The following is a 22,764-nucleotide window of genomic DNA, read 5'->3' as shown; positions in this document are numbered from 1 at the left end:
AATCTGATTTTTGAAAACATTTTTTTGATTATTCAGTTAATTAACCAATTATTTATATCAACTGTTATCAACCATCCAACTATAAAATTTAATTTTGTTATTACTACAGATTTTTTATGGATGTGTGCGACCCCATGATTTCAACTGGAAATTTCAAATTGTGTTTATTTTTGAAAAATTCAGTTTACTTCTACTATTCTTCTATTATTTTCAGCTAATATTTTAAAAATTATTTTGAATATCTTAATTAAAATTAACTTAAAATAAAGAAAAGCTTATATAGTAATATATCGATACATACACTGCCATCTTTTTTTATTAATTTTTAAAAAAGATAGTCATATCTTTTTTCCAGCTTCCAGACGAAATCATAGGGTCTCTGTTTTTTATAAACCTTCCAGTTGAAATAAAGGGGTTTACTTCCATATGAAACAATATCCTTTATATTCTTCTTAGTTTATTGATCATTAATTAAGTATCCTGATGCTTTTTTAAAATAATTCTTATATTTTTATATAAAATTCCAGTTGAAACTAAGGGGTCTTCACCATAAACATTAATAACCTACACTTCCATTGTAACGCTTGGAATTGAGAGAGGAAATTCAATCAATCATTTCAATCAAAAAGCTTTCTTTTGAAGCTAGAGATCTGGTCCATTATTTTTAAGTCAGATTTCAGTTGATTTGATATGTTTTTGGTTGGTAATTCTTATCCATAACAAACAATGTTTGAGTACGGTTTGTAAGTTTAAGGATAGGGTGAAATAAGTAAATGCAAAATAAATCATTAGATGGTCTGTTCCAAGAATTACTGGAAAATGAACCTATTTTCAAAAACAAAGAAGTTTTAAGACATTCATATACTCCTGATTCGCTTGTTCACCGTGACGACCAGATCAATAGTCTTGCGTCCATTCTTGTTTCAGCACTTAGAGGAGATACGCCTTCTAACATTCTTATTTATGGAAAAACAGGTACAGGAAAAACAGCTGTAACAAGGCATGTTGGAATCGAGCTTGAAAGAAAAGGAGAAACACTTGGACTTTCCTGTAAAGTTGTCTACCTTAATTGTGAAGTTATTGATACTCAATACAGGCTCCTTGCAAATCTCACCAGACAGTTTGGTGAGGATGTACCGATGACCGGATGGCCTACTGATCAGGTGTTTTTCAAATTCAAGGAAACCATTGACAACGAAAGACAGGTTGTAATTATTATTCTTGACGAAATAGATAAGCTAATCAAAAAAGGCGATGACGTTCTTTACAACCTTTCAAGAATTAATACCGATCTTAAAAACGCAAAAGTCAGCATGATTGGAGTTTCTAACGACCTGAAATTCACAGAGTTCCTTGATCCAAGAGTAAAAAGTTCCCTTGGAGAGGAAGAGATAATTTTCCCGCCATATGATGCTGATCAGATCAGTGATATCCTTCACGAAAGAGCTCAGATTGCTTACAAGCCTGATGCCCTTGATGAAATGGTTATTCCTCTATGTGCTGCTTTTGCAGCTCAGGAACATGGTGATGCAAGACGTGCTCTGGATCTTCTCAGGGTTGCAGGAGAAATCGCTGAAAGAGAAAACAAATCCCATGTTCAGGAACAGCATGTTAAAGGCGCTCAGGAAAAGATCGAAGTTGACCGTGTCATTGAAGTTGTGCGCACACTTCCAACTCAGTCCAAGCTTGCACTCTACAGTGTAATGCTTCTCAGGAACAACGGTTACAAGAACGTAACAACCGGTGAAGTCTACAATGTATACCGCCAGCTCTGTCTCCAGGTAGATATGGATATTCTCACCCAGCGCAGGGTAACAGATCTCATGTCCGAGCTTGACATGCTTGGTATTGTCAATGCTGTTGTTGTAAGCAAAGGAAGATACGGCAGGACAAAAGAGATCGTATTAAGCGTTCCAATAAACAGTACGAAAAAAGTATTGTTTGAGGATTACAGGCTTAAACCACTTGAGTTCTTCAAACCTGTCCTCACAACACAGTTGCATCTTTAAACTTAAATCAGGTTTAAAGATTACAACTTTTTTATTCTCAACTTTTTAAATCTTGAAATCTTATATTTTTGTTTCTAAACCTTGGTTTTTAGTTCCTGATTCCGTTAGAAACCAGGAAGCAATAGTCTTAGATATCCAATATATGGAACTCTGTAGCGTGCAACACCAATTACCCATTCTTCCTTAACAGGCATCAGGTAACTGACCTGTCCCTGCTGGTCATAGTATTTATTGGTTACCTGGTTGTCACCTTTTGTAATATAACCGGAATAAGGCGCAGCAGGTCCTCCATCCCACATGGGCTCTCCTTCTTCAACATAATACATAGCCCTGTGAATGATTGGAGTTACACCTTCCTGTCCGTAGGGTTTGTAAAGGATCACGTTACCGTATTTTTCGAAGGTAGTGTAATTGCCGTTATTCATGCCTTCTTCATAAGTGACAACTTCGGTCCTGTCTATGCTCTGAATGAATATTATGTCGCCGATATTCATGTGTGGCTCCATACTTCCGGATTCCACTGCAACCATTGGTGTCCACATACCAAAAACGATCTGAGAGAAAGTTGCAAATACCAATACGGCTAACAGAACAGTCAGGATGTCCCGGGCAAGCGAAACAAAGAAATTATCACTTTCTTTGAAAACATGGTAGCTTTCTTTTAAATTCATATTCTTACCTGTCTTCCGTCCAAATCAATGAAAGAATCTATTAATGAGTATGGAATATAATTGCAAAAATAAAATGTTTCCCCCTTATAAAACATTTTTCAAATTTTTATTGTAAGATAAGCTGTACTTAAAATGCGTACTTAAATACGAATTATATCCGAATTGAATTATATCACCATGAATGAAACTGATGTGCTTACCGCCTTTATTGAAGAAGGCTATCAGATAAGTCCTGAAGCAGTGGACCTTATATGTTCTCATTGTTCCCCTTGGGAACTTGTGGCTTACGTACTTGAAAATATAGATCTTTCAGTACTTGTCATTGATGTTGAGCACATCGATCTGGAAGGTTTCAATTCTTCTCTCCATGTGAATGAAGAAACTTTTAAGCTCTCAGAAGAGCTTTCCCCGGAACCAGACAATTCATTCGATGATACATATGATTCATATTCTTCTTATCAGCCATCTTCAATGTCATCAGATTTCAGGAGTAATTATTGTAATGTTGACAACCCCATTTCCGTGCTTTCTGATATTACCGACAATTCAACATGTGTCGGTGAGTACATGGAATTTGTTCAGTTTTTCAGGAACAGGTACACAAGACTCAGTGATATCATTCGTGGAAGGATAACATCCCGCCCTATTGAGAGTCTCAAAAAAGGCAAAGGTACAAATTTCAGAGGCAGCCGTGAGGCAGGAGAAGTTTCCATAATTGGCATGATCTCTGATATGAAAAGCACCAGCAATGGCCATAAAATTCTGGAGGTTGAAGACCCTACAGGATCATTTTCGGTTCTCATACGCTCAGCTGACAAAGATCTTTTTGAGCAGGCCAGTCATTTCGTATTGGATGAGGTTGTGGGATTCACGGGAACTCTCACAAATGACGGAAACCTCATGATAGCTCAGAAGGTCACACTTCCGGATCTGCCTGCAGTAAACCCGAAAAAGACCGGAAGCTTTGGAAAAGCCATACTTACATCTGATATTCATATAGGAAGCAATACTTTTCTTGAGGAACCATGGGAGCGCTTCCTTGATTTTCTTAATGGGGACACTGATAACGAAGCCCTGCTGGCAATTTCAAAAGAAATTCGCTATCTTCTTGTTGCAGGGGATCTTGTGGATGGTGTGGGCATCTATCCGGGACAGGATGAAGAACTTTCCATCATGGATGTGTACGACCAGTACAAAAAAGCCGGTGAATATTTCCATATGATCCCAAAGCACATCAAGATCATTATTTCTCCCGGAAACCACGATGCGGTACGTCAGGCTGAACCCCAGCCACGACTTCCGGAATGCATCAGAGATTATTTCCCTGATAACGTCACTTTTGTAGGCAATCCATCTATCGTTGACCTTGATGGTGTAAAGGTGATGTTGTATCACGGTCGTTCTATTGATGATCTGGTAGCTTCAGTTCCAGGTGTGTCATATACCGAACCCACAAAGGCAATGGTGGAAATGATGAAGTTTAGGCATCTTTCACCAACATATGGAAGCCGTGTTTCCATTGCACCTGAAAAAAGAGATTATTTTGTTATTAGTAATGTACCGGATATCCTTCACTGCGGTCACGTTCATACAGTGGGAGTTGAATGGTACAAAAATGTCCTGCTGATAAATTCAGGTACCTGGCAGGACCAGACCGAGTTCCAGAAAAGAGTAAATGTTGTCCCGACACCTGCACAGGTGCCGGTGGTTGATCTTGAAACCCTGAAAACAACAATTTTAAAGTTCAATGAATGATTCGATAACCCGTTAATTTCCACTGGAACCTTAATGATTTATCATTACTTTTCCCTGATCTTCAGCAATGAATGATTCATCGTCTGCTCAGGGCAGATTGTCACACAACGCCTGCAGCTTGTACCAAGGCAGTGCTGACTGTCGATATTGACAATTCTTGCACTGTTTTCCTCAATTATTTCCAGTGCATCCTCAGGACATTCTTCCTCGCATTCATGGCAAAGTATGCATTTCTCAACCGGAGCTTCGAGTGTAATACCGATATCCTTTACGATATCAAGACCAAGGTAGCCTACATCATCAATATCCCTTGAAACCCTTCTTTCGATCTCAACTTTTTCAAGATCCTGTGGGAATACAGGAATACCATACATTTCTAGCATCTGGGCATACATCTCGGCTGGCATTCCCTGCTGCCATGTTGAGAGCTCGCAGACGTAGATATCCTTAAAAGTCTCGCTTGTGGCCATCATCAGGTGATCTGCATGTATCCTCTTTGCAACAGCAATAACTTCATCCAGCTTTGAAACATCTAGTGCAAGTTTTCTTGCAAGTCCGATAGAAGTATTCCCAAACTGGATAATTCCTTTTGAAAAACCAGGAACTGAACCTATGTGTCTTGCTTTGTTAGCATCTACATACGTGCCTGTTGCACCTGACATGTATGAGTACCTCAAATCTCCATATTTCAGGCCGGATTCAACCATCAGGGTCATGTGAGCTGCACGGATTGCTCCGATTGCCTTACCTACTTCCTCCACATCTTTGTCAGTGATGACAATACTATCACCAAGTATCAGTTTTCCATTGGGCAGTTGTGGTAGTTTTTCGATAAGTCCTTCCTTTATTGCAAGTGCCATTGTGGAAATAACTCCAGTACCGGTGATGCCTTTCGGGATAAGATCTCCTTCCTCGATGGTTTCACCACTTACCGGATCTACAAGAGGGCCTTTTCCAGGATTCATTGTACTGTCAATTACAGTGAGTCTCCAATGACCGTTCTCAACATTGATATCACTGATAGCTCCCGGACCTGCAAGCATTCCGCATGCAATTCCCTGTCCTTCGATTGCAGGACCGGCGGCTGCACTTGCGGTTATTATTTTCTCACCAATCTTCAATGCCATTTCGGCATTGGTTCCATAATCGGTAACAAGACAGGGTTCAGTCTGGTGAATGAAATCGGTTTCCAGCATCATTGCAAGAGCATCCGCACCAATCTCGTGTTTGATTGCCGGAGGGATGACTATCTCGCAGTTATCCATTGGGTAGACATCTCCGAAAATCTCGTTTGCAGGGAAAATCCTTGCATCTCTTTTCACATCCTTTACACCAAGAGATGCCTGTTTGTTCTCACCTGCATATGCAAGGTCCCTTATCTCCATGTTCTGGAAAAGTGAGAGTTGTATCGGATTACCGCAAACAGCTATTCTCTGTATCTTTTCAGGTTCAACATCGAACTTTTCAAATATCTCTTTCACAGTTTCGATAATCAGTCCGTGGGCTACATCTGTTCCGGTAGCCATCGCAAAATCGAGGTGGTCCATTACGTTTCCACCAGGAAGCGGGTGTCCCATTGTGATTACAGTCTTTACAGTTTCCTGTTTCTCAAGATCGATAAGCTGTGACCTGAAACCACTTGTTCCAAGGTCTAGGGAAATCACATACATTTTCTTAGCACTCCATTTCCAATTTCATTTAGATTTATACTTAGACTTAACTTACAGCTTAATTCTGGATTACAGAATACAGCATTGAAGCCACTCCTATTACAAGTGGCTCCATTACAAGGTCAACATGATATTTTTGTCCGATTTCAGGTGGAAGTCCGCATGGAATCCCCGGAGTTGAGACTAGGCACCTTTCCTCGATCATACCTTCGGATATGGTGTCTGCATTTGGTGTTGCCTCAAAGACCATTGAGAATTTCTTCCTGTCATCACTGCAATAGGGCTTGATTCCAAGTTCATTCACGGCTTTGTGCAGGAATTCCTTGTTCGGGTCGCATGCGTAGACATTGAATCCCTTGTTCACAAGATGGCAGGCTCCTGCATAACCAACTCTTCCGAGTCCGATAACAAGTATATCCTTTGATGTGGCTTCCTGGAATCTTGAAGCGATATCTGCATAGATTACACCTGTTGCAACGTGGTTGCTCACTATTTTTTCATTCCTCAGGTTGTGGGCAGTGAAGATGTGGTCATCCGCCATCATTATGATATCAGCACCCTGAGAAACAGCTTCATAATAACCTGTGACATCCGGGTGTTCTGTTATGAAACCTTCAAAGCCGAAATACCGGACTATGAACAGGAGTGACGATGTGAAGTTACTGATGACACCATTGCCAGCGGTGATTGGAATGATTCCTACTTTTTCAGTACCGGGCTCTGTATCGTATAGTGCTTTGCATATACCTCTTATATCAAGACCTGTGACTTTTTTTGCAATCTCATCATTCTCTTCAAGTTGCATTGAAAGGTTCTCAAGGTCTTCCGGTGTTAAAAGTGCCATTTTTATTCCTCCTGTTCTCTGTTCATGAAATGACCGATGATCATTTCCATTCCATTCTGTCTTATCTTTTCAGTCTCTTCTCTGTCGGTTCCATAGCTTATCAGGGTGAAAACGCTATCTTTGTTATCTCCTCTGGACTCGAATATTTCAAGTCCTTCTGACTCGTGGAACTGTACGTATTCGTCTCCCTGTGAGAGCACATGCTCACCAACAGGTTTTAGCTCTCCATTTTCAAGCAAAAGGTGCTCGTAGATGCAATAGTTAGTCTCAGGAACCATGTTAGTTTCCTGGACTTCTCCCAAAAACGCCTGCATGAGCATTTCCACAAGGTTAACTCCTGTAGAATGGTAAACGGCTGTGGGTGTCTGGCTAGGGAATCTTGCATCTATTTCCAGTACCTTAAGTCCCCTGGGGCTGTCTATTGCTTCAACGTCCATAATTCCCCGGAGATTGAGGTTCTTAGCGAGCTCATAGGTAATCTTCCTGAACTCAGGATAATTATCGATAGGTGTCACCATGTGGCAGTCGTAGGTATCATCGATGTGTATCTTCGTTTCTTTAACAACTGCAAAATGAGTTCCGTCACCAATTACCTCAAGAGAAATAACATCGCCTTCAACATATTCCTCGATGAGCATTGAGGGGTCAAGTCCTTCCAGACCCTCGTTATCATATATTATAGATGTCCCGATGCTGCTGCTCTCACAAGGTGGTTTTACGAAATATGGAGGCTTGGTTGGTTTATCAGCAGGAGCTGGGATGTCAATTGACTTGAAATAGTCCTTGGAACGCTTCTTGTCCATGCTGATGTGATAGGCATCGAAGTCAAAGAGTACGGGACATGCAAGCTTGTCCTTTACACTCCTGAGGAACTCTATTGTCTCAAGGTTCTCATTCACAGGAATTATAGTATCCACGTTTTTTGAGAGTTCGATGAGTTTTTCAGGTTCCTTGACAACATCAAAGCAGTGAAAATCATCGACAACCTTGCGTATAAGGGGCTTTTCCCTGCGGTCAACAAGTACGACATCCATACCTGCCTTGTGTGCAAGGTAAGTGACCTCAAAACCCTGTAGCTTGCCACCTATTATGCATATTGTTGTCATAGTGCAGCCACCGGGATTCTTATTGGGGTTCCCTGCTGTTTTTCTATGATCCTGTTGAATTCAGCCTGGCTTGCTGGTTCCATTCCCATAGTCCTCAGGCGTCTGATTACACTTTTTGAGTCCCTGTCCCTTTCTTCAAGTTCCCTGTCATAGTTGACAACGCCTTCAAGTGAGGAATCTGCGGATATTATAGATGTGACAACATTTGCACCTGCATTCAGGCGGTCCACCATGCCATCGATTCCTTCAAGGTCAAGGGATGCTGGTATGAGTTTATCAGGGAACATCAGTCTGAGAACTGAGATTATCTTGAGCTCGGAGAGGCTGGATTCCTGTGATACCTGTTCAAGAGGAGTTCCTTCCTGTGGAACAAAGGTCATAACACGAACCATATCAGGTTGTCCCTTTTGCATTCCACGAAGGGAGATTATTGTAGATTCAATATCATTTCCAACACCTGTGAGGATTCCATCCTCAACACAGTAACCGTTGGTTCTGGCAAATTCCCTGGCATGATTCCTCTCATCGAAGGATTGTCCGACCCTCAGTTTCCGGTAGAGTTCCTTATCATGTGTTTCCTGGTAGAGTGCAAGGAAATTTGCTCCGTTCTCATGCAGTCTGCTGAGTGTCCTGTCATCCATAACACCAGGTGATATCATAATTGGAAGTCCGGTTTCTTCCTTTACTGCCTTTACAACATCAATGAACTTTTCAGGATTATTATGGAAATAAGGGTCCTCGCCCATGGTAAGATCTACCATGTGGATGGTCTCGTTCTTGATTGCTCGTGCTATGCTGCGGATCTCTTCCAGATTAAGGCGATAGCGCTGTATTTCGTTGCACCTGTTGTAGTAACAGAAAGCACAGTTGTTCTTGCAATGCGTTGAGAAGTAAACGAAACTATAGAGGAATACCCTGTTCCCGAAATAGTGGTCTCTCACTTTTCTTGCAACGTATTGAAGCTTCTCTATGTCTTCTTCTTCTGTCAGGGAAAGAAGCTCTCTAAGGTTATCATCGGTGAGCTTCTGTCCGTTTATTATATTATCAGCAATAATGTCAAGATCCCGGTAATTAATGTCCTTTATCATGGTTCTACCTCAAAGATTGATGCTTATTCCGTTGTAGTATGATTCTGATCTGGCTGCACGTTTGATGTTCTTGAAATCATGCTTCGCTTTTAGCAGCCTTTCAAGACCAAAACCGGCTCCGATCCAGGGTTTATCTACTCCCCAGTCCATATCCATTGGGACCGGACCAACAACGGCGGATGAGAGTTCCATTTTCTTGTGCATCACATCGATGGTGTCACCATAGACCATGCAGCTATCTTCAGCTATTTCGAATTCAATTCCCAGGAAATCCAGGAGTTCCTTTATCAGGTACTCAAGCTCGTCCCTGGTACAGTTGGATCCCATCTGGCAGAAATTGAGCATGGTGAACTCTTCAAGGTGACTGTTTCCGTCAGATTCCTTGCGGTAGCAGGGACCTATTTCAAATATCCTGACCGGGTCAGGAAGTACATTATCAAATTTCCTCAGGTGGTTGTAGAGTCCGGGAGCAAGCATTGGACGCAGACACATGTTGTCTCCGACCCTGAATATCTGCTCTGAGAGCTTCTTGTCTTCTCCAACTCCCATCCTTTCCATGTATTCGAAAGGAATGAGGATCGGGGACTTGACTTCAAGGAAGCCCATATCCACAAAAAACTCTGTAATTGTTCTCTCAAGTTTTCCAAGAAGGTTTTCACGGCTATCCTCATACATCTCCCTGATGTCCTTCTTACGCTGGATAGTCAGGGTGGATTCGAGTTCTGCAAAGGATCTCTTCTCCTTTGAGAATGATATCATTTCTCCGGGACCTAAAAGTGAGAGTATCCTGTTCTTTTGCAGTGGTGTGAACTCAGTCTTTTTTGACTTTGCTTGCTGTGGCTGTAAAGATGTCTTCTTCGCCTTCTTAGTACTGGAAGAATTAGGTTTGGAAGGGCTGGAACCGCTTGTATTGTGTTTCAAAGCTGATCTGTGGTAGGTGGAACTATCGGCAGTTATTCCAGCCCGGGATTCATTATGAATGTGAGTTGCAGGATTATCAGTTTCATTAACTGCTGCGGGTTTTACGTTAACAGGCTCGGCAGGCTTTTCAGGTGGAAGTCTGAACGAGCGAACGATTTTGATCTCAGCTTCATCCTTTCTTGAGATCTTCTTTGAGAATTCGTTGATTCTGTCGTCCGACAGGCGACAGCGTTTGCAGGGTTTGTGGAACTTATGGTTCCTCAGGGCCCTTGCGGACCTGCTTGTTCTGGAATTGCGTACAGTGATAATCTCTCCGCAATCCATTTCTATTCTAACATACTTCTGTGATGTCTGGCAACTCTTCACCCCGTGAAGATGTCCGTTGCGTGACACCCATAATCCATTTTTGCCAATAAGTGTATCAAGTGGCTTTCTTTCCATGCTAACAGCTCCTGGAGTCTAAGCTTTTTTCCAATCAATTCCTAAAATCCCAGATATTCGAGTATCCAATTGTGGTTTTTGTTGTATTGTTTCATGATTTTGCTTCCATCGTTTGTGTTTTTGGATCGTTTCTCATTGGTCTCCTGATTATAAGAGAAACATCTTTAGTTTTGGTTATCGACATATATATATATTGTCCTTGTTGGCTACTATTTATATTTTTGCATTTGTTCAGGTTAATGCTATATATATAACTTTCGCCAAAGCGGTTGTTTTTTGAAGGTACGAGAATACTTATTTACCTTGTAGCATGCTGATTTGTCTTTTATAAGGGACACTTTTCAGTAGAACAGAATGATATATAGCATAATTTGGTGGCAATATTAGCAGGGTATATGAATTGTCATAGGGTATGATAATCTTGTAATACCAGACTCATACATGAGAATTTCAGATTCTAATCTAAATAAGTAAATATGGACATATTAGCAAAGTTACCTGGAAGTGCAGGGGAAGTGCAGGAATACCGACCCGTATCCCTGCCTATGGATATAGACCCTTTTATTAAGGGATACTTCCAGTAGAACAGAATAATATATAGCATAATTTGGTGTTATTATCTGCATGACATGTGAATTGTCATGGGGTATGATAACTATCATTCTATGGATGAAATAATGTACTTCTAAGAAAACGTATAAATCTTCTCAAAAAAAAGCCGAAATTAGAAATTATTTATTGTGGCAATTTTCCATTTTATGCTTATATAAAGCTATTTCAATTGCCGTTCGAAGGTCATCTTCTTCAAAGGGTTTTAAAATGTATCCGTACGGCTCTGTCTGCTTTGCCCTTTTAAGGGTCTCATCGTCCGAATGGGCGGTAAGATATATTATTGGTATATTGAATCTTTCATGAATCTCCTGCGCTGTTTGAATTCCATCCATATCTCCTTTTAGTCTGATATCCATGATCACAAGATCCGGAAGGAACCCTTTAGCTTTGTTAATTGCTTCCATCCCGGTTGCTGCAACACTTGGAACCTGATACCCAAGCTTTTTCAGCCTTTTCTTTAGTTCCAAAGCAACGATATTTTCGTCTTCAACAACAAGTATCTTAGGAATAATCTCTATTTCTTCCATTCTAGTTCCTCTCTGAAAAGTTTATGATAAATTCTGTTCCGTGAATTGAGTTCATTTCGATGGTTCCATCGATCTGGTCAACCAACGTGGTCACAAGCTGTAAACCCAGGGATTCTGTATTTCTGAAATCTATATCCGGAGAGATACCAATTCCATTATCTTTTATTTTCAATAAAAAATCATTTTTAACGACATTGAGTTCCACACTTATTTCCCCTTCTTTCATTTCGGGGAAAGCATGTTTAAGTGAGTTTGAAACAAGTTCATTGATTATCATACCAAGCGGAACAGCTGTATCAACGTTCAGATAAACGTCTTCGATTTTAGAAACAAGCTTAATATCCTTCTTTCCATCTTTGCATGATCCGGATAGGTAATTCATCAATTTCTCTGTGTAATCAGAAAAATCAACACTCTTCATATCCTTGGATTGATATAATTCTTCATGTATCAGAGCCATCGAACGCACACGGTTGCGACTATCTAAAAAGGCCTCTATTACATCCGGTTCATCAAAATTATCAGATGCAAGATAAAGAAGACTTGAAATTACCTGTAAATTGTTCTTGACACGGTGATGTATTTCTTTCTTGCGAATATTCTCTGCCTGCAGAAGTGCCTCTTCCACTTTTTTGCGTTCAGTAATGTCAAGGATAATTCCCTGCAAAGTAATTTTGCCGGAATGATCACGCCTGGTAAACGTCCTTTCATCTACCCATTTTATCTCACCTGATTTAGTGTATATTCTGTATTCGTAGTTTAGTTCAGCCTCCTTTTTCATATAATAGTTGGAGATATGCAGGTGAGTCCTTTCACTATCATCAGGGTGTATGATGTCGGCATACTTAAGGCGATTAGATGTGAAATCTTCTACAGTATAGCCAAGTTTTGTGATGTTTTCTGAAACGAATTCCACTGGCCAGTCAGTTTCTGTCTTCCATTTGAAGGCTATAACAGGACTGTTATTGATTATACTCTCCATTTCTTCCTTAAGTTCGTTGGAGTGCTCAAGTTCTTCAGCATATTTTTTGAGTTCTTTTTCGTTTTGTTCTCTTTTACTAATGTCTCTTGCAATAGTAATGATTGCTTTATGCCCATCGAACTTGATCATGCGACTGCTCAATTCTACCGGAAAGACAGTACCATCTTTTCTCATATGGATTGTTTCCAGGAGGTTGCTCTTCATTTTACATAGCTCTTTAAGTACTGTGAGAAAATCTTTGCCACGATTTGAAGCATCCATGTCCATATACTTCAAAGAAAGGAATTCATCATGGCTATACATCATTCTTTTACATGCGATTTCATTTATTTCCAGAATATTTCCTTCTAGATCGGTGAGATATATTGCATCATTTAAACTTTCAAACAAAGTCCTGAATTTCCTTTCAGAATCTCTTAGAGCCTTCTCAGCCTTTTTTTGCTCGTGAATAGCCAGATCTAGCGAGTTTCTTGTTTCTTCAATTCCTTCGGTGAGGATATTAAAATCACCCATTCCATGTACTCGAACATTACGGGAAAAATCATTGTTCTGTATAGCAGTAAGTACGTTATTGGAATCTGCAATAATATTGTTTAAAGAATCTGCAAAATCATCCAGTGTATCTCCAAGGTGCTTGAATTCCCCTTTCAGTTCCAGTTCGGTACGTGCTCCAAGTTCTCCTTTTGCAAGTGCATTTGTAACTCTGATAGATTCACGTATCGGTGCTATCACAGCATCAAGGATCATATTAAGTCCAATTGGAATTTCTTTGAAATCTTTTTCTACATCTGTTTTTGCTCTTGTATCCAGTTTACCGTCAACAGCATCCTGCGCAATATTCCTGAAGTTCTCAACTATTTCATCTATAGGAGCGGTTATCGATGTTGCTATCAAATAAGAGACAAAACTCATAAAGAATATTGAAATAGTAGAAATAATGACCAGAGTATTTCTGAGTTTGGTAACCCCGGCAAACATCTCTTCTTTTGGGATCACAAGCACAAAAGAGTAGTTACCTGTCTTCACAGGTTCGTAGAACATTATTACTTCTTTGCCTGTCAAAGGATCGACAGTTTCAATACTCCCTCCCCTTCCATTTTTGATATCGTCTGCAGCACCTGATATTTCAGGAATTCCAAGATCATAAAGGGTGTGTGTTCCTATTGCCTCTTTGTATTCAGGGTGAGATACCAGAATACCGGTGTTTCCTGTCACAAATGCATATCCTGTTTCAAAGGCTTTTATGTCACTAACAACATCATCGATATAATCAAGAGATACATCAACACCTGCAATACCTGCGAATTCACCCTCTTTAAAGATAGGCACATCATAGCTTACCATGAAGATGCCCTGATAATAATAAGGTTCAGTAACAATTTTTTCCTGTGTTGTCTCTGGAAGCTGATAATAATTCTGGGTGTCATAGTCCACCAAAGGTTCAACTTCTATCGTTCCCTGGATAGTATTCCAGTAGGGTACGAATCTTCCGGTGGAATCATGGTATGGTGCATTGATATATTCGTTGTCGTTTCCGTCAAAAGCATCAGGTTCGTATCCTACATAGACACCTGTAAGAGAAGGATACGTTTCAAGGATATTTCTGAGAATATCATTCACTTCCTCCCTGTCAGAGGTTGTGTACATTTCCATTGATTTTGCAATGGTTTCTGCTATTGCCATATTCGCTCTCATATCACCGTCAAACTGGTTTGCATAATCCCTTGCCATCTCTACGGATTGGAGATATGCAAGCTCTCTCTGCTGAGCAGTCACAGTTGAGATACTGACAGCAGTTGAAATGACAAGTACGAGAAAGACACTGATCACTATATACATAATCAGCTTGGTTTTTATTGTCATTTCCTTCTTTTTCAATCACATACACCTTCCAGTCTCTTTCATATGGATACGCAGTCCCTGGTGTTCTGAATTCTAGATTTCAGTTGCCATATTTTGGTAATGTTTGAACATCTCTTCTCCCCAGTTCCGCGAACTCCGGGAATAACTCATTATATCCCTGTGGTCGTACCTTCCATTGACATTGAAAAAACTTGCCGAAATAAAATTATCCGTAACCACCATTGAAGGAGGACACACATCTTTTTCGTACAGGAATAGTTTCGTATTTTGCGAATCCCTCATTTTCTGCAGTTCCTTATCTTTGTCCTCAAGCATTCTTTGCATCACGGATTGTGTCAAAACAATTGACACTTCAGTTTCCTTCTCTGCAAGCTCACTGTAAAATGGTGGATATAGAGGATGATAGATGGAAAAAACGGAATGCACGTATTTTGAATGCAGAAGTCCCTCTGTAAACTCCACAGGAGGTTCGAACATATCGTTCAGTTCCGGTTCTGCAATTATACAGTCCTCGATTTCTCCCATCCTGTCCAGAAGGTATTTTGGTATTGCATTCAGATCTCTTTTTACCCAGTAATCCGTATCTTTTTCAAAAAGGTTTAAAATACCATTAACTGGTTTTACTGTTTCTGCTATAAGTTTTCCTATATAGGACAGTTCATACATTCCTTCTGGATTGCAGACAAGTTCCGCTTCCCTCAGTTCTTTAAGAGGAAGTATCAGTGAACGCCACGCAACACCGAATGCTTCCTTCATTTCTTCGGGTTTTTTTGGTCCGTCCAGTAATAGCAGCAATATTTTCCTTCTTTTTTCAGAGAACCAGATTGTTTCGGTTAATGATGATTCCATATGCTTTGCCCCCGTAACTATTTGTTAACCATCATCTGTCATCTGACAGAGCTTTTTTGAATTACACCGGTAATACTCAAACAGTTCATGGCACCACTCCAGTGAACTTTCGTCAAAACTAATGATATCCCTGTGATCATACCGCTTTTCTTCATTGAAAAGGCAGATGTAGCAAAACCAGTCAGTCACTGTTATCATCGGTATCCTGGGGTTTTCTTCACAAAGAAAGATGGATGTACCATTCATGCCGATCAATTCGTTGAATTGCCCGAGATATTCTTTTCTTATTTTGTCCAGTGCCGCTTCTGAAAGAAAAAGTACGATATCTGCTCCTGAAAGGGCTGCTTTAAGATAAAGAGAAAGGAATGAAGGATGAAGGTATGAGACAAAAGTCATGATTGTTTTTGATTTAGGAATATTATCCACAAATTCCCTGGGAAGTTCAAACATGTGGTTAATATCGGGTTCTATAAGGAAATAATGTCCAAGATCCCTCATTCGGCTGAAAAGGTGTGCGGGTATTGCATCAAAATCCCTGCTTGTCCAGAAATCTTTGTTTTCCTCGACGATTCTTGACGTGTCAAGAAATGGCAGCATATTATCAACAATAATGTTTCCTATGGTAGTCAGGCTGAAGTTCTCTTGTTCCTGTTTAATAAGATTCTGGTTTTTCAGGGTTTTTATCTGGGGCATTATTGATCTGGTTGTCACATTAAGTGATTTTTTAATTTGTTCCAGATCTCTCTCTCCCTCACTTAATAACAGCAAAAGGTTTTTTCTTTTTTCAGAATACCATACAGTATTTACCAGTGACGTTTTCATACCCATCTTTCCCTGTTTCCTGAAATACGAGCCTATCAGAATCTCTGGTTATATCAGCCGTTTTTCAAGTTTTTATTTTACCACTGAGGAATTTTTCAACACCTGAAATACTTTTCTACACTACTAATAACGTTTTGGTTTAAGCTATATTAATTTAATTTATGTGAAGATTCACAAGGGTATTTACAAATCATATACCCCATGATAATTCACAAAGGTAGTTACAATTCATGAGTCACATGAAAAATCAACCCCTCTTTTAGAAATCAATTCTAATTCAAAATTTCCATTCTTGTACTTAAGTAACAATGAAGGAGCTATATCTTGTAATTAATGAAAAATAGACAAGGATTAGTCTATATGCTGTAAAGTAAATGATGTATTTGCGGTGGCAATCCCAAGGATAGCCCGCAAAAGGCAGTTGTTTTGAGAATGATTGTAAAGATAGTTGCAACGCTGTAAAAACAACTGCAATAGGAAATTTGGAGGTAAAATATGTCAAATCAAGAGTTATTAGACAAACTCAGAGATACTATAGTCAATCAGGATATCAATGGCTGTGCTACAGCTACTCAGGAAGCTGTAGACGCAGGTATTAGTGCTGTTGATGCGATAGAAGGCGGCCTTTCAGTAGGCATGAAGATCGTAGGCGACAAATTTGAAGCAGCAGAGATCTATCTTCCACAGATTATGATGTCTGCAAAGGCTATGAATGCTGCAATGGAAATTCTGACTCCTATACTTGCAGAAGAAAAGACAGGAGAAGGAGTAGGAACAGCAATCACTTTTGTACAGGAAGGTGACATCCATGACATCGGCCACCGTTTAGTTTCAACTATGCTTGGTGCAAATGGTTTCAAGATAGTTGATCTTGGTGTTGATGTACCTGATGATACCATCGTAGATGAAGTCAAAAAGCTTGAGGGTAACAAAATCCTCCTTGTAGGTTCTGCACTCATGACAACCTCAATGCTGGGTCAGAAAGACACAGTGGGAACTCTTGTAGAAGAAGGTCTCAGAGACTCTGTCAAAATAATGTTCGGCGGAGCACCAGTATCTGATGCATGGATTGCAGAGATCGGAGCAGATGCAACAGCAGAAAACGCAGCAGATGCAGCAAGAGTTGCACTCAGTCTTATGAAGTAATCGAGGTGAAAAGTATGACATTTTCAAGATCATTAGATTGTTTTGAATTCTATGAGCGTGCAAAGAAGGGAGAGAAGATGACCCAGGATGACTGGGACCTCATGACAATCCCAATGAAGGCAATGGAACTCAAACAGAAATACAACCTTGATTTCAAGGGTGAGTTCGTACCAACCGACAAGGACATGATGGAAAACCTCTTCAAGGCAGGTTTCGAGATGCTCCTTGACTGTGGTATCTTCTGTACAGACACAGGCCGTGTAGTAAAATACACCGAGGACGAGATCTGGGACGCAATCAACAATGTCCAGAAAGAATTCGTTCTGGGAACTGGCAGAGATGCCGTAAACGTCAGGAAAAGAAGCGTTGGTGACAAGAGAAAGCCAATTGTCCAGGGTGGTCCAACAGGTTCCCCTATTTCCGAAGACATGTTTATGCCAGTTCACATGAGCTATGCTCTTGAGAAGGAAGTTGACACAATCGTTAATGGTGTCATGATGACAGTCCGTGGCAAACCACCAATTCCAAAGAGTCCATACGAGGTTCTTGCAGCCAAGACCGAAACCAGACTCATCAAGACAGCAGCAGCAATGGCCGGCAGGCCAGGCATGGGCATATAGGGACCAGAGACTTCCCTGTCCGCTCAGGGAAATATCTCCTCAGACTGTGTCGGTGGCCAGATCTGCAGCGACAGTCACGAAGTATCACAGCTCAACGAGCTTAAGATCGACCTTGACGCTATCAGTGTAATGGCACACTATCAGGGTAACAGTGACATCATCATGGATGAACAGATGCCTATTTTTGGTGGATATGCCGGTGGCATAGAAGAAACCACTATCGTAGATATCGCAACCCACATCAATGCATTTGTAATGAGCAATGCAAGCTGGCACCTTGACGGTCCGGTCCACATCCGCTGGGGCTCAACCAACACCAGGGAAACCCTCATGATCGCAGGATGGGCATGTGCAACCATTTCTGAATTCACTGACATGCTTTCCGGTAACCAGTACTATCCATGTGCAGGTCCTTGCACTGAGATGTGTCTTTTGGAAGCATCCGCTCAGTCTATCACTGACACAGCATCCGGCCGTGAGATTCTCTCCGGTGTAGCAGCTGCAAAGGGTGTTGTCCAGGACAAGACAACCGGTATGGAAGCAAGGATGATGGGAGAAGTTGCAAGAGCAACAGCAGGAATGAACATCGACGATGTCAACAAGGTCCTCGACCTTCTTGTAAGCTCCTACGAAGGTAACTATGCAAATGCACCAGAAGGTAAGACCTTCCAGGAATGTTACGACATTGCAACCGTAACACCAACTGACGAATACGTCAAGGTCTACGACGCTGCACGTAAGAAGCTAGAGGAGTTCGGTCTTACTTTCTAATCCCTCCGGAATAATACGCCAGCGATATTTTTCGCTGGTATTTTTTTTCTATGGGAGGGTATGAAAACCGTGTTAAATCATAAAAAGGAGGTTTTGTGATGGACGGATATTGGACGATCATTAATGGGATAATATACTTGCTGGCTTTTGCATTGATTGGGTGGGTCTTGCTTGACGCGAGTAAAACATCCAAGAAATTGAAGAGGTGATCATGTGACCAATGAAGTTACAGAAACGACAGGACTTGTCAAGACCCTAAGACCATACCATGTCTGGGCATTGGGAGTCGGAATAGTTCTTGTTGGTGAGTTCATGGGGTGGAATTTCACTGTTGCAAAAGGAGGAATTCTTGGTGCCCTGTTGGCAATGCTTGTCGCAGGAACAATGTACGTTATGATTTCTCTGTGTGCAAGTGAACTGGGATCCGCTACTAAACTGGCAGGCGGACCTTATGACTGGGCAAGGCTCTTTGTAGGACCAGGTGCAGCAGCCAGTGTTGGGCTTGCGGTATATATGGAATTTATAGCCCTGGAGGCTGCAGATGCCATAGTTGTTGCTTTTATTGCGCAGGAGCTTTTCCCGCAGTTGCAGGTTTTCCCTGTTACATTACTGGTAATTGCCACTTTGACATTTATTAACTACAGGGGTGTTGTGGCTGCACTCACACTTAACTTCTTCATGACTGCCATAGCTTTCCTTGCCATAATATTGTTCTTCTTTTCAGGAACATTCGGCGTCTTTGAACTTCATCCGGAGAACCTTTTCCAGGGTGCAATGCCAAATGGCATGATAGGTCTGTTTGCCGCTTTGCAGTTCGGTCCCTGGTTTTTCCTGGGTATTGAAGGAGCAGCAATGTGTGCAGAGGAATGTAAGCGCCCGTCAAGGGCAGTTCCCCTGGGACAACAGGCAGGAATGATCACATTGCTGGTCGGAGCTGCAATGACGCTCTTTATATGTGCAAACCTGCTCCCATCCAACATACCTGCCGAAGGTCTTGGAGTTTCCGTGTATCCACTTTTTGAGGCTGCACAGGTAAGCGGAGTACCAGTCCTGATTGCGCTTCTGGCAATTGGAACTTTGCTAACATGTGTTTCCAGTGCAAACGGCTGTGTTTGTGATTCATCGAGATCATGGTTTGCTCTTTCAAGAGATCATTTTGTGTCTAATTGGTTTGCTTCAGTGCATCCAAAATACCAGTCACCTTACAAAGCGGTAATTTTCACCATGCCTATAGCAATAGCCTTTGCATTCAGCGGCTACCTTGACCAGGTAATTACTTTCTCTATCGTATCCGGTTTGCTTTGTTACGTTCTGATACCATTCTCTTTGATACGTTTCAGAAAAATGTTCCCAACACACATTAACAAGGTGCGCCCATTCGTAAGCCCACTTCAGCCATGGATATCTTACTTTGCAATGGCAATAGCTATCACTATCATGTCCACGTTATTCTGGGGTTACAGATACAACCTTATTTTCGCTCTGCTTTTCTATCTGATAGCGTACTTCTACTTCCATAAAAAGCACAAGAAGCATCAGAAAGAATTTGATTGGGGAAGAGAAATGGGATGGCCAAATCCCAGTCACCATAAAACTGAGGAGTGATAGTAATGGATGGAGTCAATGAAGCAAAATACAATAGTGCGTTTGCAAAGGATACTTTCCTGATTCTGGGTGCGATTGCACTGCTGATTGTCGTGGAAGGTTATGTGGTCTTTACAATACTATCTGAAGCTGGTTCAGCTGTTGCACCTGCAATCAGGGGAATATACATCCTGTTCTTCGGATTGGTAGTTGGTATTGAAACCATAGGTTACCTGCAGGTCCGGCACTCAATTAAACAGCATATGTTTGATTTCAAGTACTATGATTGAGGTGAATAATATGAGTGAAGATGTTGAAAAGAAAAACTGGATGATGGAGGCATTTGACATAATTTTCATTTTTGTACTTGCTTTCATCTGTCTGGTTGTACCAACACAGATACAGGGTTCAGTACTTGTCGGCTGGTCAGAGACCGGGGCAATTCAGTTCGTATGGGATCCGGTGGGCTTTTTCAGTTTACTGGGAGTCATTATCGCATTTTTTGCGATTATGTTGTACCATTCTGTAAGCCATTATAAATACTGAAGAAATGTCAGCATAACTGACATTTCTTTTTGAATTTTGTGTTTAAATTTATGTTTAATTTAGTAATTAATGGATAGTATAAGGTGAAATTATGAGTTCAGATATCAATATTCAAAGAGCAAAGGATCATGATAACCTTACCGAAACGGAAAAAAAACATGTTCCTGTCATTGAGGCTCCTTCAGAGGTGATAGCCGGGGAACCTTTTGATGTAAAGGTAACTGTAGGAGATATTCCTCATGTTATGGAAGATGATCACTACATACAATGGATCGAACTATACCTGAACGGTGATCTTGTGGGAAGAAAGGAACTGCAGGCATCTGAAGGAAAAGCTGAAGCGACCTTTACCGCAGTAGGCACTGAAGAGATGATCTCTGCAAGGGAGATCAGGAACTGTACGATTCATGGTTTTGGTGTATGTGGTATATGCGGTACCAGGTCAGCCATTGTCAATCTCAGAGCAGTTGAAAGTTGTAATGTTCATGGATTGTGGGAAGATTCGAAAGGTATTGAGATTATTTCTTCTACTACCAAAGCCGGGAAGAAATGCACCTGGGGCCCACAGTTGTGATCTCATTTTAATTTACAGGAGATTTATCTATGACAGAATATACCCCTAAAGAAAGATTAGCACGTGCCTTAACAGGCCAGCCTGTAGACAGGATGCCAGCAGTCTCTGTCACCCAGACAGGAACAGTTGAACAAATGGAAGCTTGCAGTGCCTTCTGGCCTGAGGCTAACAGCGACGCAGAAATAATGGCTAAACTTGCAGAAGCTGGTCACACAATAGTTGGCTTTGAAGCCGTACGTGTGCCTTTCGATATTACAGCAGAAGCCGAGTTCTTTGGCTGTGAAATAAAGGATGGTACAAAAGAGCAGCAACCATCCGTTGTAGGGCATGTTGTAAGCAGTGTTGAAGACATCGGGAAGCTTAAAGGTTACAGCCTCGATCACGGTAGGATCGGAGTCGTCTGTGAAGCTATTAAAATACTGGCAGACAAGTATGGCGATGAACTTCCTGTCATGGGAAGTATGATCGGTCCTTTCTCCCTTGCACAGCACATTAATGGCGACGACTGGTTCATGGCAATCTTCACTGATGAAGCATTCGGACTTGCACTCATGGAATTCACAACCGATTTCTGTGTTGCATACGCAGAGAAGATGGTTGAAAGCGGTGCTGACACGATGGTCATCATTGACCCTACAGCAAGTGCCCAGCTCATTGGTGCCGAATTCTATGAAAAGTTCGTTGTACCTTTCCACAAAAGAATAGTTGATGCAATGCACGAGGTCAATGTGCCTGTAGTATTGCACATCTGTGGTGACACAACCCAGGGTCTCAAACTTATGGAATCATCGGGAGTAGACGGTATCAGTGTAGACCAGAATGTTGATGTAGCAACCGCTGTTGGCAGTGTTGAAAAAGCTGTAATTGTCGGAAATCTTGACCCTGTGAACATGCTCTGGAACCAGGCTCCTGAAGCAATAAAGGAGCAGTCACAGAAGGTCCTCGATGCAGGCGTGGGTCTGCTTGCACCGGGCTGTGGTATTGTCAGCAAGACTCCCACAGAGAACCTCCAGGCAATGGTAGAGATGGCAAAGAACCACAAGTACTGATTAAAAGTTTCTCCGGGTTAAATCCTTCGTACGAGTAATCATCACCTTCACCCGGAGAACTATTTTTTTATAAGTTTAGAGCAGCAACCAGCCTAGGATCGGAATCCGGTAATTTTCTGGTGATGATATTGTAATTCTGGATATTAATTCTTCTGATGTTATTTTTAAAGCTATTCTGTGGATCTTGGTCCTCTGCATTTCTTTTCGCTTTGAAATAGCTGATATTCTGTTTATGATCTATTTACGATTTTTTTCTTGGATAAATTCAAAATTATTTGTTTTATACTGGATTTTTACCAATCTATTAATCATTG

General features: G+C 41.1%; 18 protein-coding genes and 1 pseudogene. 9 read left to right on the top strand and 10 right to left on the bottom strand.

Annotated features, from left to right (window positions below):
- Nucleotides 1-773 precede the first annotated feature (773 nt).
- Entirely contained in the window at nt 774-2,009 is a 1,236-nt protein-coding gene (locus FKV42_RS01825) for an ORC1-type DNA replication protein (RefSeq protein ID WP_154808521.1), read from the top strand.
- 104 nt (nt 2,010-2,113) lie between these two features.
- On the opposite strand, the gene FKV42_RS01820 is transcribed toward FKV42_RS01825, so the two are convergent.
- Nucleotides 2,114-2,680, bottom strand: coding sequence for a signal peptidase I (locus FKV42_RS01820; RefSeq protein ID WP_154808520.1), 567 nt, complete (start codon nt 2,678-2,680; stop codon nt 2,114-2,116).
- A gap of 177 nt (nt 2,681-2,857) precedes the next feature.
- Between FKV42_RS01820 and FKV42_RS01815 the strand changes: the two genes are divergently transcribed.
- On the top strand, nt 2,858-4,435 hold the full coding sequence (locus tag FKV42_RS01815) for a DNA-directed DNA polymerase II small subunit (RefSeq protein ID WP_154808519.1): 1,578 nt from the start codon (nt 2,858-2,860) through the stop codon (nt 4,433-4,435).
- A gap of 44 nt (nt 4,436-4,479) precedes the next feature.
- Here the strand turns inward: FKV42_RS01815 and FKV42_RS01810 are convergent, their stop codons facing one another.
- From FKV42_RS01810 to FKV42_RS01770, 9 genes are all read right to left on the bottom strand, one after another.
- Nucleotides 4,480-6,105: a methylamine methyltransferase corrinoid protein reductive activase gene (locus FKV42_RS01810; RefSeq protein ID WP_154808518.1), complete on the bottom strand. Its 1,626-nt coding sequence runs from the start codon at nt 6,103-6,105 to the stop codon at nt 4,480-4,482.
- Between the two features lie 58 nt (nt 6,106-6,163).
- On the bottom strand, nt 6,164-6,949 hold the full coding sequence (pylD, locus tag FKV42_RS01805; protein ID WP_154808517.1) for a 3-methylornithyl-N6-L-lysine dehydrogenase PylD: 786 nt from the start codon (nt 6,947-6,949) through the stop codon (nt 6,164-6,166).
- Between the two features lie 2 nt (nt 6,950-6,951).
- On the bottom strand, nt 6,952-8,055 hold the full coding sequence (gene pylC / locus FKV42_RS01800) for a 3-methylornithine--L-lysine ligase PylC (RefSeq protein WP_154808516.1): 1,104 nt from the start codon (nt 8,053-8,055) through the stop codon (nt 6,952-6,954).
- Nucleotides 8,052-9,143: a methylornithine synthase PylB gene (gene pylB, locus FKV42_RS01795; RefSeq protein WP_154808515.1), complete on the bottom strand. Its 1,092-nt coding sequence runs from the start codon at nt 9,141-9,143 to the stop codon at nt 8,052-8,054. The genes pylC and pylB overlap by 4 nt, the downstream gene beginning before the upstream one ends.
- A gap of 9 nt (nt 9,144-9,152) precedes the next feature.
- Entirely contained in the window at nt 9,153-10,505 is a 1,353-nt protein-coding gene (pylS, locus tag FKV42_RS01790) for a pyrrolysine--tRNA(Pyl) ligase (protein WP_154808514.1), read from the bottom strand.
- A gap of 731 nt (nt 10,506-11,236) precedes the next feature.
- Nucleotides 11,237-11,644: a response regulator gene (locus FKV42_RS01785; RefSeq protein WP_154808513.1), complete on the bottom strand. Its 408-nt coding sequence runs from the start codon at nt 11,642-11,644 to the stop codon at nt 11,237-11,239.
- Between the two features lies 1 nt (nt 11,645).
- Entirely contained in the window at nt 11,646-14,489 is a 2,844-nt protein-coding gene (locus FKV42_RS01780) for a PAS domain S-box protein (RefSeq protein ID WP_394348033.1), read from the bottom strand.
- Nucleotides 14,490-14,561: 72 nt separating this feature from the next.
- Nucleotides 14,562-15,338 carry a helix-turn-helix transcriptional regulator gene (locus FKV42_RS01775; RefSeq protein WP_154808511.1) on the bottom strand — a complete coding sequence of 259 codons (777 nt, stop codon included), beginning with the start codon at nt 15,336-15,338 and terminating at the stop codon, nt 14,562-14,564.
- A gap of 24 nt (nt 15,339-15,362) precedes the next feature.
- Nucleotides 15,363-16,160 carry a helix-turn-helix transcriptional regulator gene (locus FKV42_RS01770; protein ID WP_154808510.1) on the bottom strand — a complete coding sequence of 266 codons (798 nt, stop codon included), beginning with the start codon at nt 16,158-16,160 and terminating at the stop codon, nt 15,363-15,365.
- A 495-nt stretch (nt 16,161-16,655) separates the two neighbouring features.
- Between FKV42_RS01770 and FKV42_RS01765 the strand changes: the two genes are divergently transcribed.
- From FKV42_RS01765 to mtbA, 7 genes and pseudogenes are all read left to right on the top strand, one after another.
- Nucleotides 16,656-17,306 (top strand): methyltransferase cognate corrinoid protein, encoded by a 651-nt coding sequence (locus FKV42_RS01765; protein ID WP_154808509.1) that lies wholly within the window; start codon nt 16,656-16,658, stop codon nt 17,304-17,306.
- Between the two features lie 14 nt (nt 17,307-17,320).
- Nucleotides 17,321-18,697: pseudogene (locus tag FKV42_RS01760) on the top strand (monomethylamine:corrinoid methyltransferase).
- A gap of 213 nt (nt 18,698-18,910) precedes the next feature.
- The gene (locus FKV42_RS01755; protein ID WP_154808508.1) at nt 18,911-20,302 is read left to right on the top strand and encodes an APC family permease; all 1,392 of its coding nucleotides are present in this window, start codon (nt 18,911-18,913) and stop codon (nt 20,300-20,302) included.
- A gap of 5 nt (nt 20,303-20,307) precedes the next feature.
- Nucleotides 20,308-20,571 (top strand): monomethylamine permease, encoded by a 264-nt coding sequence (locus tag FKV42_RS01750; protein ID WP_154808507.1) that lies wholly within the window; start codon nt 20,308-20,310, stop codon nt 20,569-20,571.
- A 10-nt stretch (nt 20,572-20,581) separates the two neighbouring features.
- Nucleotides 20,582-20,827 carry an efflux RND transporter permease subunit gene (locus FKV42_RS01745; RefSeq protein WP_154808506.1) on the top strand — a complete coding sequence of 82 codons (246 nt, stop codon included), beginning with the start codon at nt 20,582-20,584 and terminating at the stop codon, nt 20,825-20,827.
- A gap of 91 nt (nt 20,828-20,918) precedes the next feature.
- Complete coding sequence (locus tag FKV42_RS01740) at nt 20,919-21,401, top strand: class II SORL domain-containing protein (RefSeq protein WP_154808505.1); 483 nt, start codon at nt 20,919-20,921, stop codon at nt 21,399-21,401.
- Between the two features lie 29 nt (nt 21,402-21,430).
- Nucleotides 21,431-22,450: a methylcobamide:CoM methyltransferase MtbA gene (gene mtbA, locus FKV42_RS01735; RefSeq protein WP_154808504.1), complete on the top strand. Its 1,020-nt coding sequence runs from the start codon at nt 21,431-21,433 to the stop codon at nt 22,448-22,450.
- Nucleotides 22,451-22,764 lie beyond the last annotated feature (314 nt).

The organism is Methanolobus vulcani (genome assembly GCF_006546655.1).
In the GTDB taxonomy this organism is placed as follows: domain Archaea; phylum Halobacteriota; class Methanosarcinia; order Methanosarcinales; family Methanosarcinaceae; genus Methanolobus; species Methanolobus vulcani_A.
This window is presented reverse-complemented; position numbering and strand designations above follow the sequence as displayed.